This window comes from Methyloversatilis discipulorum (assembly GCF_018780585.1).
GTDB lineage: Bacteria > Pseudomonadota > Gammaproteobacteria > Burkholderiales > Rhodocyclaceae > Methyloversatilis > Methyloversatilis discipulorum_B.
In genome coordinates, this window is sequence record NZ_JADMJL010000016.1 from 297,638 (window position 1) to 312,568 (window position 14,931).

Annotated in this window: 16 protein-coding genes and 1 tRNA gene; 1 reads left to right on the forward strand and 16 read right to left on the reverse strand. The window is 64.5% G+C overall.

The annotated features are described in order from the left end of the window. Positions 1-3: 3 nt before the first annotated feature. From IV112_RS07460 to IV112_RS07495, 8 genes are all read right to left on the reverse strand, one after another. On the reverse strand, positions 4-303 hold the full coding sequence (locus tag IV112_RS07460; RefSeq protein WP_019917461.1) for a flagellar protein FliT: 300 nt from the start codon (positions 301-303) through the stop codon (positions 4-6). A 145-nt stretch (positions 304-448) separates the two neighbouring features. Then, positions 449-835 carry a flagellar export chaperone FliS gene (fliS, locus tag IV112_RS07465; RefSeq protein WP_368492619.1) on the reverse strand — a complete coding sequence of 129 codons (387 nt, stop codon included), beginning with the start codon at positions 833-835 and terminating at the stop codon, positions 449-451. Positions 836-908: 73 nt separating this feature from the next. After that, a complete protein-coding gene (gene fliD, locus IV112_RS07470; protein WP_304002417.1) occupies positions 909-2,324 on the reverse strand; it encodes a flagellar filament capping protein FliD in 1,416 nt (471 codons plus the stop codon). A 10-nt stretch (positions 2,325-2,334) separates the two neighbouring features. Beyond that, on the reverse strand, positions 2,335-2,685 hold the full coding sequence (locus IV112_RS07475; RefSeq protein ID WP_304002419.1) for a flagellar protein FlaG: 351 nt from the start codon (positions 2,683-2,685) through the stop codon (positions 2,335-2,337). Between the two features lie 65 nt (positions 2,686-2,750). Continuing rightward, positions 2,751-3,944, reverse strand: a complete 1,194-nt coding sequence (locus IV112_RS07480; protein WP_019917467.1) for a flagellin — start codon at positions 3,942-3,944, stop codon at positions 2,751-2,753. 332 nt (positions 3,945-4,276) lie between these two features. After that, the gene (locus IV112_RS07485) at positions 4,277-5,971 is read right to left on the reverse strand and encodes a diguanylate cyclase (RefSeq protein WP_304002421.1); all 1,695 of its coding nucleotides are present in this window, start codon (positions 5,969-5,971) and stop codon (positions 4,277-4,279) included. Between the two features lie 175 nt (positions 5,972-6,146). Further along, positions 6,147-6,785: a response regulator gene (locus IV112_RS07490; protein WP_304002424.1), complete on the reverse strand. Its 639-nt coding sequence runs from the start codon at positions 6,783-6,785 to the stop codon at positions 6,147-6,149. Further along, entirely contained in the window at positions 6,782-8,302 is a 1,521-nt protein-coding gene (locus IV112_RS07495; protein WP_304002426.1) for a hybrid sensor histidine kinase/response regulator, read from the reverse strand. Before IV112_RS07495 ends, IV112_RS07490 begins: the two co-directional genes overlap by 4 nt. A gap of 142 nt (positions 8,303-8,444) precedes the next feature. Between IV112_RS07495 and IV112_RS07500 the strand changes: the two genes are divergently transcribed. Continuing rightward, positions 8,445-8,520 (forward strand) — tRNA-Thr (locus tag IV112_RS07500). A gap of 102 nt (positions 8,521-8,622) precedes the next feature. Here the strand turns inward: IV112_RS07500 and IV112_RS07505 are convergent. The 8 genes from IV112_RS07505 to IV112_RS07540 form a co-directional block, all read right to left on the reverse strand. Further along, entirely contained in the window at positions 8,623-8,844 is a 222-nt protein-coding gene (locus tag IV112_RS07505) for a hypothetical protein (RefSeq protein ID WP_304002428.1), read from the reverse strand. Further along, positions 8,841-9,128 (reverse strand): hypothetical protein, encoded by a 288-nt coding sequence (locus tag IV112_RS07510; RefSeq protein ID WP_304002430.1) that lies wholly within the window; start codon positions 9,126-9,128, stop codon positions 8,841-8,843. The genes IV112_RS07505 and IV112_RS07510 overlap by 4 nt, the downstream gene beginning before the upstream one ends. Positions 9,129-9,157: 29 nt before the next feature. Next, positions 9,158-10,354, reverse strand: coding sequence for a phage portal protein family protein (locus IV112_RS07515; RefSeq protein WP_304002434.1), 1,197 nt, complete (start codon positions 10,352-10,354; stop codon positions 9,158-9,160). Positions 10,355-10,357: 3 nt separating this feature from the next. Next, the gene (locus IV112_RS07520) at positions 10,358-10,852 is read right to left on the reverse strand and encodes a hypothetical protein (protein ID WP_304002437.1); all 495 of its coding nucleotides are present in this window, start codon (positions 10,850-10,852) and stop codon (positions 10,358-10,360) included. A 22-nt stretch (positions 10,853-10,874) separates the two neighbouring features. Next, entirely contained in the window at positions 10,875-11,255 is a 381-nt protein-coding gene (locus IV112_RS07525) for a Mor transcription activator family protein (protein WP_304002439.1), read from the reverse strand. A 37-nt stretch (positions 11,256-11,292) separates the two neighbouring features. Then, complete coding sequence (locus IV112_RS07530) at positions 11,293-13,611, reverse strand: tape measure protein (protein WP_304002441.1); 2,319 nt, start codon at positions 13,609-13,611, stop codon at positions 11,293-11,295. A 21-nt stretch (positions 13,612-13,632) separates the two neighbouring features. Then, positions 13,633-14,037 carry a phage tail assembly protein gene (locus tag IV112_RS07535; RefSeq protein ID WP_304002443.1) on the reverse strand — a complete coding sequence of 135 codons (405 nt, stop codon included), beginning with the start codon at positions 14,035-14,037 and terminating at the stop codon, positions 13,633-13,635. 173 nt (positions 14,038-14,210) lie between these two features. Then, on the reverse strand, positions 14,211-14,903 hold the full coding sequence (locus IV112_RS07540; protein WP_304002444.1) for a hypothetical protein: 693 nt from the start codon (positions 14,901-14,903) through the stop codon (positions 14,211-14,213). Positions 14,904-14,931: the final 28 nt, after the last annotated feature.

The following is a 14,931-nucleotide window of genomic DNA, read 5'->3' on the forward strand; positions in this document are numbered from 1 at the left end:
TGCTCAGCCGTTGTCTGCCGTGCCCGCCGGCAGCTTTCCCAGATAGCTGGTGACCTGCTGCATCCACGGTTCGACGTGACGGCGCACTTCTGCATCGTCGGCGAGAATCTGCTTCATCAGGTCGAACTTGCGCGCACGCTCGGCCGGCGAGGACACCGGCTCGTCGTTGTCGGCGAGTCGGCTGCGCATCGAGGCGACGGCCTGTTCGAGATTGACCAGACGGTCCCAGTCGTTCGCGCGCGCGGCCTCCACCATGTCGCTGGAGATCTGACGCATGTTTTCGAGCAGTGACAGAGAGTTCATGTGATCAGGCCGTTTTGCGTAAGTGTCGCCGCGGCAGTTCCGTCGTTCGGCCGGCGGTGAATGGTGTGTAAAGACTACAGCGGACCCCGTGCTCCGAGGCGTGCATGTAGACGCCTTTTACCTTTCTATTTTCCCGGTTTGCCGGTCAGACCGGCGCCCCTTGGACCAGTTTTTGCCGGATGTCCTCCCAGGCGCCCTTCAACTCGCCCAGCAGGTGGGCCACTTCATCGAGCGCGGCCTTGTCGTTCTGCGAGTTGGCATGCAGCAGGCGCACGCACATGTAGTCGTAGAGCGCGTACAGGCGTTGCGCGAGTTCGCCGCCTGCTTCCAGATCCAGGCTGACCTTGAGGCCGTTGCCGATGATGTCGATCGCACGCGAGATCGACTGACCCTTGCCCGCAGTGTCGCCCATGTCGATCTGGTGGCTGGCGGTCGATACCGACATCATCGCGCCGTCGAACAGCATCAGGATGAGCTGGTGCGGATCGGCGCTGGCCACGCGTGCCTCGACGCCGACCTGGTTGTAGGCCATGCGCGGGTTGGAAAGTGATGCAAACATGATGTTCTGGTCCCGTTAGAGGATGGCTGTATCGTCCGCCGCTCTGTCAGCTCGAATAGGTCGGCAGGCTGGCGAGTTGTTGTGTAAGGAAGGTACTGGTCGTGTTCATGCTGCTGATCAGCGAATCGAGCGCGGTGAACTGTCGGCGGTAGCGGGCCTCGATCTGTTCCATGCGAACGTTCAGCGCGTCGCGCTGGCGGTTCATCGCCTTCTTCGTCTCTTCCATGCCTTCGAGACGGTTGCCGATGAGGCCATCGTCGTCGATCACGGACGAGATCATCGAGTCGATCTTGGACGCCAGACCGGTCACACCGGTACTGCCCATGAACAGCGACTTGGCGGCGCCGCTCTCCAGCGCCGTGGTGAGCTTGTCGGAGTCGATCTTCAGCGAGCCGTCCTTCTGCACCGACACACCGATGCTGCCCAGCGAAACACCCGGGGCAATCTCTTCGGTGACGGCCGAGGCGAGACGCGAGCGCAGGCTGAGCACGGTGCTCTCGCCGTTCAGTGCCGCACCGGTCTGCGTGGTCGTGTTGTAAGACGTCTGATTCTTGATGGTCAGGATGGCGTCGTTGTAGCTCTTGACCAGCTTTTCGATGGCGCTCTTCGCGCCGGTGTAATCGGCGCCGACCGTCAGTGTCGTCGGGTTGCCGACGTTGGTGCTTTTCAGCGTCAGCGTGACGCCTTCGATGGTGTCGGTCAGCGTGTTGCTGCTCGAGGTGACATCGATGCCATTGATCTTGAGCACGGCATCCGAAGCGGTCACCTTCTCCGAAAGATTGGAGGTGCCGCCAGTCGAGGCGTCATAGATCAGCCGCGACAGGCCTGCGTTGTCGGTGTTGTTGCCGTCATCGTCGGCGGCGGTGATGCGTACGGTATTCGCGGTGCCGCCATCCTGCGAGGTCAGCACGAGGCGGGTGCCGGTGCCGTCGTTGAGCAGGGATGCCGTCACGCCTGCGTCGGCCGCGTTGATCGCGTCACGCACGTCAGCGAGCGTGGCAGCGCCGCTGGAAATGTCGATGTTGACCGCTGTCTTGTCCGGGTTCGCGGTGAATGCGCCGCCGCTGTAGCTGCCCAGTTCGATGGTCAGCGTGCCGCTGCCGACGTTCGCGGTGCTGCCGCCGGCGAAGGCCGTCGACGCGGTGACCTGCGCGCGGGCCAGGCTGCTCACCTCGATTGAATAGTTGCCGGGCGTCGCCGTCGTCGAGGCGGCAACCGTTGCCACCGCGCTGTCGGCAATCGTTGCCTTGCGGGAGGCAAAGATTTCCGCCTTGCCGAGTGCTTCCGCTGCCGTCTGCAGCGTGGACATCGCGCCCTTGATCATGCCGTAGCTGGAAATCTTCGTTTCGAGCTTGGCCTGCTTTTCCGCGAGCAGCGTGAGCGGACGCTGCTCGACCGTCATCAGCTGCGTGACGATGGAGCTGATGTCCAGGTTGGTACCGAATGCGAGCGACGATGCCATGGCAGTCTCCTCAGGCCTTGCGTTCGATCAGTCCACTCTGGCTCTTGCCGAGCGACCGCGCAATCGCAATCAGTTCTTCGGAAGGAATCTGCCGCAGTACTTCCTTGGTGGTCGAGTCGATCAGCCGCACGATGGTTTTCCCTGTGTCTTTGTCGATCGTGAAGAGCAGGTTCTGTGCCACCGGTTCGATCTTGCGACGAATCTCGTCCACCGTCTGTTCGATCTGTTCGTTGCTGAGCGCCGCCTCGCTGGGTGGTGCTTCCGCCTTCTTGCTCTCCGGCATAACGGGCTTTGCCCCGGTGGTCGCCTGGACGCCCGGGGCAGAGATCGTTGCGCTGTTCGGGATAGGCTGTATGGCCATGATGTTCTCCCTATGCTGGGTGGGGGGCGCGGTCGCCCGCGCCCCCTCATTACTGCCTTACGCGATCAGCCGCGGAGCAGGCTCAGCACGTTCTGCGGCAGCGAGTTGGCTTGCGCCAGCATCGCGGTACCGGCCTGCTGCAGGATCTGCGCGCGGGTCAGGTTGGCGGTTTCGGCAGCGAAGTCCGCGTCGGTGATGCGGCTCTTCGAGGCGGAGATGTTTTCCGCTTGCGTCTGCAGGTTGGCCACGGTGTAGTCGAGGCGGTTCTGCTGGGCACCGAGGGCGGCACGCTGTTCCGACACGTAGGTCAGGGCGTCTTCGACCGAGGTCAGCAGCGCCTGCGAGTTGGCGGCCGTGGTGGCGCCGGTGAAGGCGGTGATGTCGGTGTCCAGGGCAACCATGCGGGCGTCGGCTGACGTGGCGTTGATACGCGTGTCGCCGAAGGTGAGCGTCAGGCGGTTGTCGGCAGCGTCGTCAGCACCGACCTGGATTTCAGCGCCAGTGGCAGCGGTCGTGATGATGGTGCCAGCGTCGAGGTCGGCAGCGATGTTGGCGCCGGTCTCAGCACCCGAAGCCTTGATCGTCACCTTCACGCCGAGCTCGTTGTAGTTCAGCTCGTACGATTGGCCTGCGGTCAGCGCCAGGGCGGTGATGTCGATCATCTGCGAGTTCGTGCCGTCCGACAGCGTCAGTTCGCCGGTGTTGGCGTCGGCGAAGGTGAAGGTCGTGCCTGCGGCGGCGCCGGTGATGTCGACCTTGGTCACTGCGGCGGTGCCGGAAGTGGCCAGGTTGAAACCGCCCTGCACGGTCGAGGTGGTGTCGAGTGCCTTGCCGAAGGAACCATTCAGCAGCTGCTGGCCGTTGAACTTGGTACGGGTCGAGATGTTGTTGATCTCGTCGCGCAGCTGGGTCATTTCGTCGGCGATGAAGGAGCGCTCTGCGTCGGCCAGCGTCGAGTTCGAACCCTGGGTCGCCAGTTCCTTCATGCGGATGAGCATGTCCTGGATCTGCGACATGCCGCCTTCAGCGGTCTGGATCATCGAGATACCGTCGCTGGCGTTACGGGCAGCCTGGTTCAGCGACTTGACCTGGGCGTTCATGCGCTGCGAAATCGCCAGACCAGCGGCATCGTCACGGGCGCTGTTGATGCGCAGACCGGACGACAGACGCTGCAGCGAAGTGGCGAGCGAATTCTGCGAGGAATTGAGGTTGCGCTGAGCGGTGAGCGAGGCAACGTTGGTGTTGATGATTTGCGGCATTTTCTTTCTCCTGTCACGAAGTGGTGTAGTTACGGCGCCCTGGGTTGCATGACCCGATGTTGATGTCGCCGATGATTCAAGTAACGGAGAGGGGAGAGAAAACTTTAGGCCGCTATCTCAATGAAAGCCTTTGTGCTCGTGGCTTTCAGGCGCAGGCATTGCGAAATGGCTTGCCGCTGCGGTGTAGGTTCGAGGGGCAAAAACTTTAGGGTTGCCCCGAAGAGTGCCTTGTGCTTTGGGGATGGCGTGAAATTCGCCCGGAAAGCCGCGTCAGCGCTTGATTTCAACTGTTACCAATTGTGATTGCCGCTGCGCAGGTGACGCAGCGGCGCTCAGGCAGCGATTGCGTTACCCGGTGCGACGACGACGCGGTTCTTGCCGGTCGCCTTGGCCTGGTACATCGCGACGTCGGCGCGCTCGATCGCCGAACTCTGGGCTTCGTCCTGCTGCACCACGGTGACACCTGCGCTGAAGGTGATCAGCAGCTTGTCATTGTTGGCGAGGAAGTAGCGCTTGGTCAGTTCACGCTGCAGTCGCTGCAGCACGACGACGGAGTCATCGACCGAAGTCTCCGGCAGCAGTATGACGAACTCCTCGCCGCCATAACGCGACAGCGTGTCGTGCGGACGCAGGCAGTCGCGCACCGTGGCCACCAGATGCAGCAACGCGTCGTCGCCGGTGTTGTGGCCATAGGTGTCGTTCAGGCGCTTGAAGTTGTCGATGTCGAGCACGGCCAGACAGAGCTGGGTGCCGCGGCGCGATGCGCGCGACACCTCTTTCGCATAGGACTCTTCCAGACCCTTGCGGTTGAGCGCGCCGGTCAGCGGGTCGTGGCGCATCTTCTCGCTGGTCTGTTCGAGTTCGATCTGCAGACGTTCGATTTCGGCTTCGGCCGCACGCACGCGATCGCGCATGGTGTCGACCTCGTTGCGCGAACGTTCCGTCGTGGCGCGCATTTCGTGCGTTGCCGTGATCACGTCGGCGATCACGCCCTGCAGCGCGCCGATGTCATCGGCTTCCGCAATGCTGCGCGCATAGCCTTCCATCTTGTCGCCGAAGCCGGACGTGGCATCGGTGAAGCTGCCCAACTGCTCGACGAAGCCGGCCAGCATCAGTTTGATCTGGTGCTTGGCGTCGTCGATATTGCCGCGCAGCGAGCCCTGGCGTTCGATCACCTCGCGCAGGCGGCGCTCGACTTCGTCGAGCTCGCGCGCACTGATCGGGTGATCGCACAGGTTGCGCAACGCATCGATCTGGCCGCGCATCCAGCGGTCGTCGATGACCAGATCGCTGATATTGCGCAGCAGCAGGTCGAGCAGCGAAAGCAGGCCGGTGCGGATTTCCGCCTGATCATCCACCACCCAGTTCAGGCGGTAGATCAGGTTGCGCAGCTTCGACGCAAGATCGTCCACGCCACGCATGTCGCGCACTTCGCGCAGTACTTGGCCCAGTTCGATCGCTTCGTCGCGCAGTTCCGGCGCGGTAATGAGCAGGCTGGACACGACGCCTTCGAGCGTACGCGCGAACAGGTCGCGCAGTGCTGCGTCGCTGTTGTCGGTCGGTGCGGTGCTGTCGGCGACGAGCTGCACGGTCGAGCTGGCCTTGCCGTCCTCGGCCGATTCCCACTTGTCGGCCAGCGCGCTCATGCGCGAGTACAGCGCATCGAGCTCGCCGTTCGACGCGTCAAGCACCTGCTGCATGACCTGATGCTTCTGCGCGAAGGTCAGCGTCGCGTGGTTGCGTTCGAGCTGCTTGAACACATCCTTGAGCAGCGCCGTCCATTTGCGCTGCGGTGCCGCCTGGGCACGCAGCAGGCCGACCAGCGACCCGCTGATCGCCGACCAGCTACGGCTGGTGACCGCGCTTTCGAGACGCTGTACGAACTCGATCTGCGCCTGGTTGAGCCGCGGCAGCGTGCTGCAGACCAGCTTCAGCGCACGCTCGGGGAAGAGGTCCTCCGGCTTGGTGCCGGCGATCTCGTGGTACAGCGCGCGATAGTTCTCCGGCGTCGGCTGCAATTGACGCATGGCAAGCCGCCGCAGGGCTTCACGAGCGATTTCGAGCGGCTGCATGGCGTCTGACATGTGCGGAATGAGTTAACGGTTTGTAACGAAGGCAAACAACGGCAATCGACCTGCCGTCTTTAGGGGCATGTCGTGCAAAAGTTGTCACACGGCGCCGCGACAGCGATGCGACCCATATTCAGTCCACCAGACCGTGCTTCAACCCGTAATGGGTCAGTTCGGCGTTGTTCTTCATGCGCATCTTCTCCAGCAGCCGGGCGCGATAGACGCTGACCGTCTTGACGCTCAGATTCAGTTCTTCGCCGATCTGGGTCAGTGTCTTGCCCGAGGCGATCATTACCAGCGTCTGGTATTCGCGGTCGGACAGCTTTTCGTGCGGCGGGCGCTCGCTGTCGTCGGTGATGGCGTTGGCCAGTTCCATCGCCAGCGTCGGCGACACGTACTTCTTGCCGCTGGCGACCTGACGAATCGCCGTCACCAGCTGTTCCGGCGCACTCTGCTTGGTCAGGTAGCCGGAGGCGCCGGCTTTCAGCGCGCGGATGGCGTACTGGTCTTCCGGGTGCATCGACAGCACCAGCACCGGCAGTTTGGGAAATTCCTTGCGTACCAGCTTCAGCGTGTCGATGCCGTTGCGGTCGGGCATGGACACGTCCATCAGTACCATGTCGAAACTGCCGTTGCGCAGCTTGTGCATCGCCTCGACGCCGTTCTCCGCCTCGCCGGTGACCACCAGGTCGGGGCTGTCGGAGAGGATCTGGCGCAGACCGGAACGCACGATGGCGTGGTCGTCGGCGATCAGGATGCGGATGCTGCTCATCGTGCAAACTCCAGTACGGTACGGCGGCAGGCCGGTACGCGCAGCAGCAGCCGGGTGCCGCCGCCGTTGCGGCCGCTCGCCTCGAAGCGGCCGTTCAGGTGGGCGACCCGTTCGCGTATGCCGCGCAGGCCGAATGATTTGGGCTTGTTCAGATCGGCGGGCGCAAGGCCGCGACCATCGTCGGCGATTTCCAGCACGATGTCGTCGTCTTCCTGCGTCAGCCTGACTTCGACCTTGTGCGCCTGCGCGTGCTTGGACACATTGGTCAGTGCCTCCTGGAACACGCGGAACAGCGCGATCGCCGTCTCCTCGTCCGGCTCGATGTCGTGGTCGATGCACAGCAGTTCGCACTGCAGGCCAGTGCGCGCGGAAAAATCCTCCGCATGGCTCTCGATCGCCGGCGCCAGGCCGAATTCCTTCAGGATGCCCGGACGCAGTTCGCGCGCGATGCGGCCGACCGTGGTGATCGCGTCATCCACCAGCTTGCCCATGCTCTGCGAACGTGCGCGGATGGCGTCGGGGTCGGCGGCGGTCTTGTTCGCCAGCAGCGACACCTCGAACTTCAGCGCCACCAGCAGGCCGCCCAGTTCGTCGTGGATGTCGCGCGCGATCCGTTCCCGCTCCTCCTCCTTCGCCATCTGCAGATGCGACGACAGCTCGGCCAGCTGGCCGCGCGACTGGCGCAGTTCGCGCTCGGTCAGCTTGCTCTGCGTGATGTTGGAAACGATGCCTTCCCAGATCGGTACGCCGGAAGCGAGCAGCCGCGGCGACGAGCGCAGGTTCACCCATTTCACGTCGCCGTCCGGCAGCCGGATGCGGCCTTCCCAGTTCACCGTGGACTGCGACTGCGCCGACTGCTTCATTGCGCGGTTCAGTTCCGGCATGTCCTCCGGCAGCACCATTTCGAGGAAGCGGCCGGGTTGCGCGATTAGTTCCGACGGCTTCAGCGCGAGCAGGGCGAGGCAGCCGTCACTGACGAACAGGAAGCGCCAGCCACCGTCGTCGTGGCGCAGCAGCTGGAACACCATGCCGGGGATGTTGGCCGCCAGCGCACGGAAGCGTGCTTCGCTGTCGCGCACGGCGTCGAGTGCGCTGTGCCGCTCGGCGCGGTTGCGCGCTTCGCGCATTTCGCGCTCGACCGCCGGCACCAGACGGTCGAGGTTGGTCTTGCTCAGGTAATCGTGGGCCCCGGCGCGCATCGCCGACACCGCGATGTCTTCCTCGATCACGCCGGACACGATGATGAAGGGCAGATCCAGCCCCAGTTCCTGCAGGATGCCCAGCGCCGCCATGGCCGAGAACTGCGGCATGTTGTGATCGGACAGTACGACGTCCCAGGAAGCCGAGCGCAACGCGGCGCGCAGCCCCTTCTCGTCCTCCACGCGGATCGAGCGCACGGTATAGCCGGCCTGACGGAAGCGATGCAGCAGCAGCACCGCGTCGTCTTCGGAGTCCTCGATCAGCAGGACATCGAGCGTGCGCTGGGCGGTCAGTACAGGCGTGACGGGATCAGGCATCGGATCGGGGCCTTCGTCCGCGGCGAACGGCTCGCCACGCTGACGCGCGAAGGCATTGTTGTAGTGCCCTGCAGTTTAATCCATGCACATTGCGCAGCGACAGCGCCGCGACAGGCGACGGCAGCGATATAATCCGCGACTCGCCGCTTTAGCTCAGTTGGTAGAGCAACCGCCTTGTAAGCGGTAGGTCGTCAGTTCGATTCCGACAAGCGGCACCAGATATTTCAAGCAGATAGGCCAGTTCGTGAGGACTGGCCTTTTGCTTTCCGGCCTTCGTGTAGCCCCGATGTAGCCGGTTTCGATCAACCCAGCTGGCGCCTTCAGAACGTCAGGTAGCGATCACGGCTCGCCGGTTTCTTCGTGTTCCGGCGCTCGGCGAAGTCGGCGGCGATCCGCATCGCTTGGGCGGGTTCGTGAGTTCCCGCGATGACGGCCACCGATACCGCGGTCGATAGGTCCAGCCCCTCGCGCTCGGCGGCCTGACGCAACACGGCGACCGTCTCGTCGGGTAGTTCCAGCGTGACGGCGATCCTGTTGGTCATCGGTCTGCGTCCTGGTCGGCCGCGCCACTGAGGTGCGAAGCTCGCGCGCTGCGATCCGGAGCTATGCGGTAGGCGATGGGGTCGCTGAATTTGGGCGACACGCCGCCCGCCGGTTCCGGTTGAGGCTGGTAGCCCTCGACACGGTCCCGGAACTGCTCCGAACGCTGGATATAGGCGTCGACGGAACCGGCCACGCGAACGGCCATCCGCTCGGCCTGCTCGCGCGTCGCTACTGTGCCGCTCTCGGCCAGCATCGCCACCAGCTTGTCCAGGTTGTCTGCCATTGCGCCCTCCAGAAAGATGCGCGCCTAGCTTACCGCCTCCGCCAGCCTTCGCCATAGGTCGCCTTGATGTACGCCTCGTCGGGGTCGAACCCCATCTCGTGCAGCCTCATGTCTCGGTCGGCCCGCGTGTTCATGTCGGCGGGTGACTCCGTCTTCCGATAGACCCGCGGGGCGGCCACTCCGTCGAAGTTCCATTCCGCCCACCAGCGCACGACGGACCGGTTGAAGCTCTCGCAAACCAGATCGGCGTCGGCCTTCACCACGTCATCGCGCACGCTCTTCTGCGTGTCGTCCGCGCCCAGCTTCCCGGGCGTGCCCTCGGTACTGGCCGTCTGTGACAGCACGACCTTGGCGATCGCCTTGTCCATGTAGCCGCACATGGTCGCGTAGTCGGCGGTACCGGTGCGCGTTGCCTCGATCAGGTCTACGACGAGGTTGTCGGGGATGATCACACCGCTGTCGGTGGCGATGGAGTCGAGCACCTTGCGTGCTTCCTCGATGGTTTTCGGATCGTCCATCATGCCGGCCGGAACCGTCGCCTTTGTGGTCGGCTGGCCGAAGCGCTCCAGGAACACCAGCCAGAACTTCACGCCGTTGCGCTTGAAGAAGACCGGCCAGTAGATCGAGTGCGCCAGGCCCAGCCCGTAGGGGTCGTCGTGGCTGTCGCCGCCGGCGGTGATGGTCCAGAACTTCCGGTCCGGCATTTCCTCCAGCGTGCCGCCGTTGCGCAGCAGGTAGAGCGCACCGCTGTGGCCGAAGCGGAAGCGCGAGCGGTCGCGCACCTTCACGTCGGCGATGCGCACGCGGTCCGGGCCAGGCGCCCACATCACTTCACCGATACCCCAGCCATAGAAGACGCTGAACAGCGCCTTGTCGGTGATGTCGTCCCAGCGGATCGCCTTCAGATCCTCGCGCAGGGCTTCTGCGGCCTCCTCGGCGCGCGCGTCCTCGGCGCCGGGCTCGACAACCCACTCGCGCGACACGACCGCAGTGCGCCGCTGCTGCAGTGTGCTGCGCACCTGATCGTCGCGCAGCAGTTCCTTGTAGATCGCCAGCTGGCCGATGCCGCCGCCCTTCGTCTGGATGATCGTGTCGGTCGGCGCCAGCACATCCATGTAGCCGTTCATGCGCGCGCCGACGTTCGCGAGGGCGCCGATATGGTCGGGCCTTGCAATCTCCAGCGTTTCGAGTTTGGCCGGCGCGTCTGCCGTGTCGGTGCTGCTCATGTTTCAGTCTCCAAGGTGCGGCCGGTTGCCCGCCTGCTGCTGGTTATCCTGCTGGTGGTCGCGCGCGAGGATCGCGGCCAGTTCATCGTCCGTAAATTCGTGGGCGTTGCGGGTTTCCTGCTTGATCGGCGGGGCGTCGGCGTCGCCGCCCAGCGCAAGACGCTCGGGCCTGTCCAGCCCCAGCAGGCGCGCACGCCTTTCCATGATCTTCAGGATGCGGTCGACGGCTGTCGCATTGCCTCTTTTGGCCTTGCCCCAGAGGTATGTCTGCATGGCGTCCAGGCGGTCGAGTTCCAGAGTGCGGATTTCGTCCGCCAGCTCGCTGCACTTGGCGAGGTTGCGCGTCAGGCCGCGCTTCACCAGCTTGTGCGCGTTGCCCAGGCTCATGTTCAGCGTCTTGGCGATATCCCGGTAACTGGCACCGGTCCGTCGAAGGTCCAGCGCCAGTTGTTCCGATTGGGCCGTGGTGACGGCCTCCGCTCCGGTCGGGCATTTCATGACTGTTCATCCTCAGTAGCGTTCATCGTGCCGGTGCCGCTTGATTCGAGGCGGCGCGAGTTTCGCGGTCCTGCATCTTCGCGAGTACCGCGTCGATTCCCGGGCGTGTGAGCCCCCAGCGATGGGACAGACGCTGTTTGCTGGCGCCGTCTTTCCACTCCTGGTAGATCAGGGCGTTCCGTAGATCGATGGTCGCGTTGCGCTCGATCGGAAGGGGCAGCGTGCAGCGCGGATACTCGGCGGCCAGCTTCTGCGCTGCTTCGAGGCCGATGGCGAAGGCAATGGGGTGCATGCGGTCTATGCGCTCGGGCACGTACAGGTCGCGGCCACCCCAGCGGCTCACAAGGTCAAGGCATGCCGGCAAGCCGATTACGTCGGCGATTTCCTTCACGATCTTCTGCAAGGTCTGGGGCTCCTGGTTTGGTTGGTCGTGCATGCGGTCACCGTCCCGCCTTGCGCGCTTCGCGGCGCAGTTCGCGCGCCAAGGTCTGAGCGGTTCGATGATCGATGTTCGCCTGCACCGGCGACAGGCCGGGGTAGTTGAAAGTCGCTCGCACGGAGGCTTGCGACGCGCTGGCTGCGGGGGATACCCGGCCGGTCCGCGGGATGCGGGTGACTGCTCCTCCGCTCGAATATCCACGCAGCGCCCTGACGCCGTTGCGGTTCAGGCTGTCGAGGAATGCACGCATGCCGGCTTGCCTGACGACCTCCTGCCGCAGCACGTACTCACCGGCGTGCACCACGCCTGCCGGATCGAATTTGCCGCCCGGTCCGGTGTAGCCACCGGTTGCCCAGCTACCCGAAGCACCGGATCCGCCGCTGGTAGGGGTGGAGGGGGCGGTACCGGATCCAGCCGGCGCCGGTGCTGCCACCTTCGGAGCGCTCAGCGCGGACAGTTGGGCCTGCAGGGACTTGATCTGCTTCTCCGCCTCGCTGATGTCGAGGCTCAGCGTTACGGGCTTGGCCAACTCTGCCTTGAACTCGTTGACCCGCTGTTCCGCCAGCTTGATCTGCTCCTGGATGGCGGTGGCTTCCTTCTCGAGCTGGGCGGCTTCGCCTTCCTTCTGCTTGGCCTGAGCCTCGCCGATCTTCTCCTGCACGCGGGCCAGCTCTTCGAGTGCCAACGCTGCCGTGTCGTCATCCTTGATCGCATCGGCTGCACGTTCGGCACGCTCGGCCAGCTTCGCGGCGTCGGCGGCAAGCTTCGCCGCCTTCTGCAGGTCGCCGTCGCGGGCTGCCACCTGTGCGGCTCCGGCTGCCAGTGTCGCGCGAGCTGTGAGGCTGCTGGCGGCGCGCGTGTTCATCTCCTCGCGTGCGCCATCCGACATGCCAGCGCCGCGCCGTTGCGATGCGCGGTCGCGCAGGTTGTCGGCTGATGCGGCAGCGTCAATCCGGATCTTCGCCGCTTCGTCGCGGGCCTTCTGCGCATCGGTCAGCGACTTCGCGTACAGGTCGCGCAACTTGTCGGCGGTCGACTCCTCCGCGCGTAGCCGGTCGTTCATCGCCTCGCGTGCGATCTTGTTGCGCTCCTCGGCGACCTGCTGCTCGTTCTTGAGGGTGTCCGCCGACGCCTTGCCGGCGGCCACCGCCTTCAGCTTTTCCAGCTTCTCGATCTCGTTCGCGAGCTTGCGCTGGATCTCCAGGCGCGCATCCGCTTCACGCCGTGGCTTCTGCTCGTCTGCCTTCTTGGAGGCGAGCGGATCCCTGAAGATCGCTCCTATGTCCTTCCAGCCTTGTTTGTAGGTATCGAAGGCGCCCTTTACGTCGAGGCTGATCAGGCGCTCAAGTACCGCTGCAGTCACCGCGATCGCTGTACCAAAGACTCTGAAGACCCGGGCGCCCAAGTCGAAACCATTGATCAGTACGTCGGTGAAGCCCTTCAGCGTCTCTTTCGAGTTGGAAAGGGCGTCAATCCCGCTGCCCACAGAAATGATGGCGTTCGCCATGCCTGCGGTAACGCCGGTTCCCTTGTCCAGCGCTCCGATAAGCTGGGTGACGGAGTTGTTCAGCAGCACGAAGGCCTGACCGACCGTGACCGGCAGGCCCTTGAAGTCCGAGGCGACGCGGCCGGAGACGTTCCGCACCGCCTGAACCAAGCGCTCCGTTGTTACCTCGCCCTCCATAACAAGTTTCCTGAGTTGCCCTCGCGTAACCCCCAAGCCCTCCGCGATTGCGTCCGCGAGTGCCGGCGTCTGTTCCAATACGCCATTCAGTTCTTCCGCACGAAGGATTCCTACCGAGAGCGCTTGAGAGAACTGGAAGAGGCCTCGCCCTGCTTGTTCTCCGGTCGCTCCCGAGAGCGCGATCGCCTGATTGACCGTCGTGATGAAGCCGATGATCTCTTCGGAACTCAGGATGCCCTGCAGGCTGGGGGCGATCTGCGAGTACAGGTTGACCGTGTCCTGCAGCGGGGCGCGTGTCTCGTCCGCAGCCTTCCTCAGGGCCTGCTGCACTTGCTCGAAGTCGCCCGTCGCCCGGGTGGCCAGCTTCAGCCGCGCCGTCATGCTGCTATAGGCGTCTGCGATCTGCACGAACTCGCGCGTGGCGACGCCCAGGGCGGCCACTGGCAGGGCGCGCGCTGCCAGCGCCTGCAGGCCCGCCAACTCGGTGCTGATCCCGCCGACGCTACCCTTCGCGCGCTCCAGGCTCTTCGCGTCGGCCTCGAAGCCCCTGAGGGTCTGCCGGACGCGTGCCGCGCCTTGTACGAAGTCGCTGTCGTCGAGGGTCAGCCGGAACTTGATGTCGCCGTTATTTGCCATCGCTGTGCATCTCCAATGCGCTTAAGTAGCAGCGCCAGGGGTATTGCCAGACGCCGGCGTGGCCGTGAGTGACGAGGGCGAGGGCGTTTCGCTCAATGCCACGGGCGACAGAAGCTGGCGCGCGATGGACGCTTGCGCCGCTGCTACTGCCGCCCGAACCCGAAAAAAACCGGGGTTCAGTGCGCGGGCGGCTTCGCGGATCGGCTCGATCTGGCTGGGCGCCATGTCGTCGAACGCCTCGCGCGGCATGTCCGACATGCGAACGAGGTCATCGACGCTGCAGTCCTCGAAGACGAACTCGCCGGCTACGTCGATGGTCTTGCTGCCGCTCTCGATCTCGGTCACCCAGTCGCGGACCTCGCCGACGGTCAGCTCTCGAACCGTGACGGCGCGTCCGTCGACGTCGACCTGTTTGGTTGCGCTCATGTGTGTGTCTCCAGTTGGGTTGCGGGTGCCGGCCACGCTCCCCTTCCTATGGCGAAGCTGCCGGCTGTCGGGGTTGCTTTCATGAACTGGGTGACTCGCCGACTGAGACCCAGTCCCGAGGCTCGCGCCTCGGGCACCTGACCCGCTGCTTGCGCAGCAGGCGATCGGTTCGGTTATCGACCGGCCTTCACCGGCCACAGCGCGCCCAGGTTCTTGAACTCGGTCAGCAGATGGCCGTGGGCCGCCATCCATTGCTTCGTCGTGTAGGTGGCGACGACACCGCGAATACCGCCGCCGACGACTGCGGCGCTTTCGGCCAGGCTGACGGGACCAATCACGGGAAGCTGCATGTCGACGCTGCAGCTTGTTGCAGGCGGGCATGCCTTGCGGTGTTCCAGCATGGCGCCGATGGCTTTGACGTGCGCATAGGCGTCTGCAGCGCTCTGCGCGGCCGCCGTGTATGCCTCGTCTGCCGCTGCCAACTCGGCTTTCAGCCACTCGCCGGTCGCCTCGATCAAGTCCTGTTCTGCATCCTCGATCGCGCCTTGGGCCTCGGACAGCCGGCGCTCGAGGCCGGCGCGACCTTCGGCGAGCTGGCGCGCGTTGAACTCAGCTGCGGCGGCATCGATCTCCAGGTCGGAAGCTTCCCGGCGCGCCGCCTCCAGCGCCTCGGGGGAGGCCTCGCCCAGCATCACGGCTGCGCCCAGGTCTTCCACCTTCTCGCGGGCTTTGGCGAGCAGCTGCGCATCGAACGCCGCCGGCTGCGCGTTCATCGCATCGCTGATGCGGCGCGCGTTCCGCCGCGCCTGCTCCAGCCGCTCGGCAGCTTCCTGGACGGCTTTCTTCGTTTCCTTCGTGGTCGTCATTGCGGTTCCTTCAGGTGTGGGTTGTGGG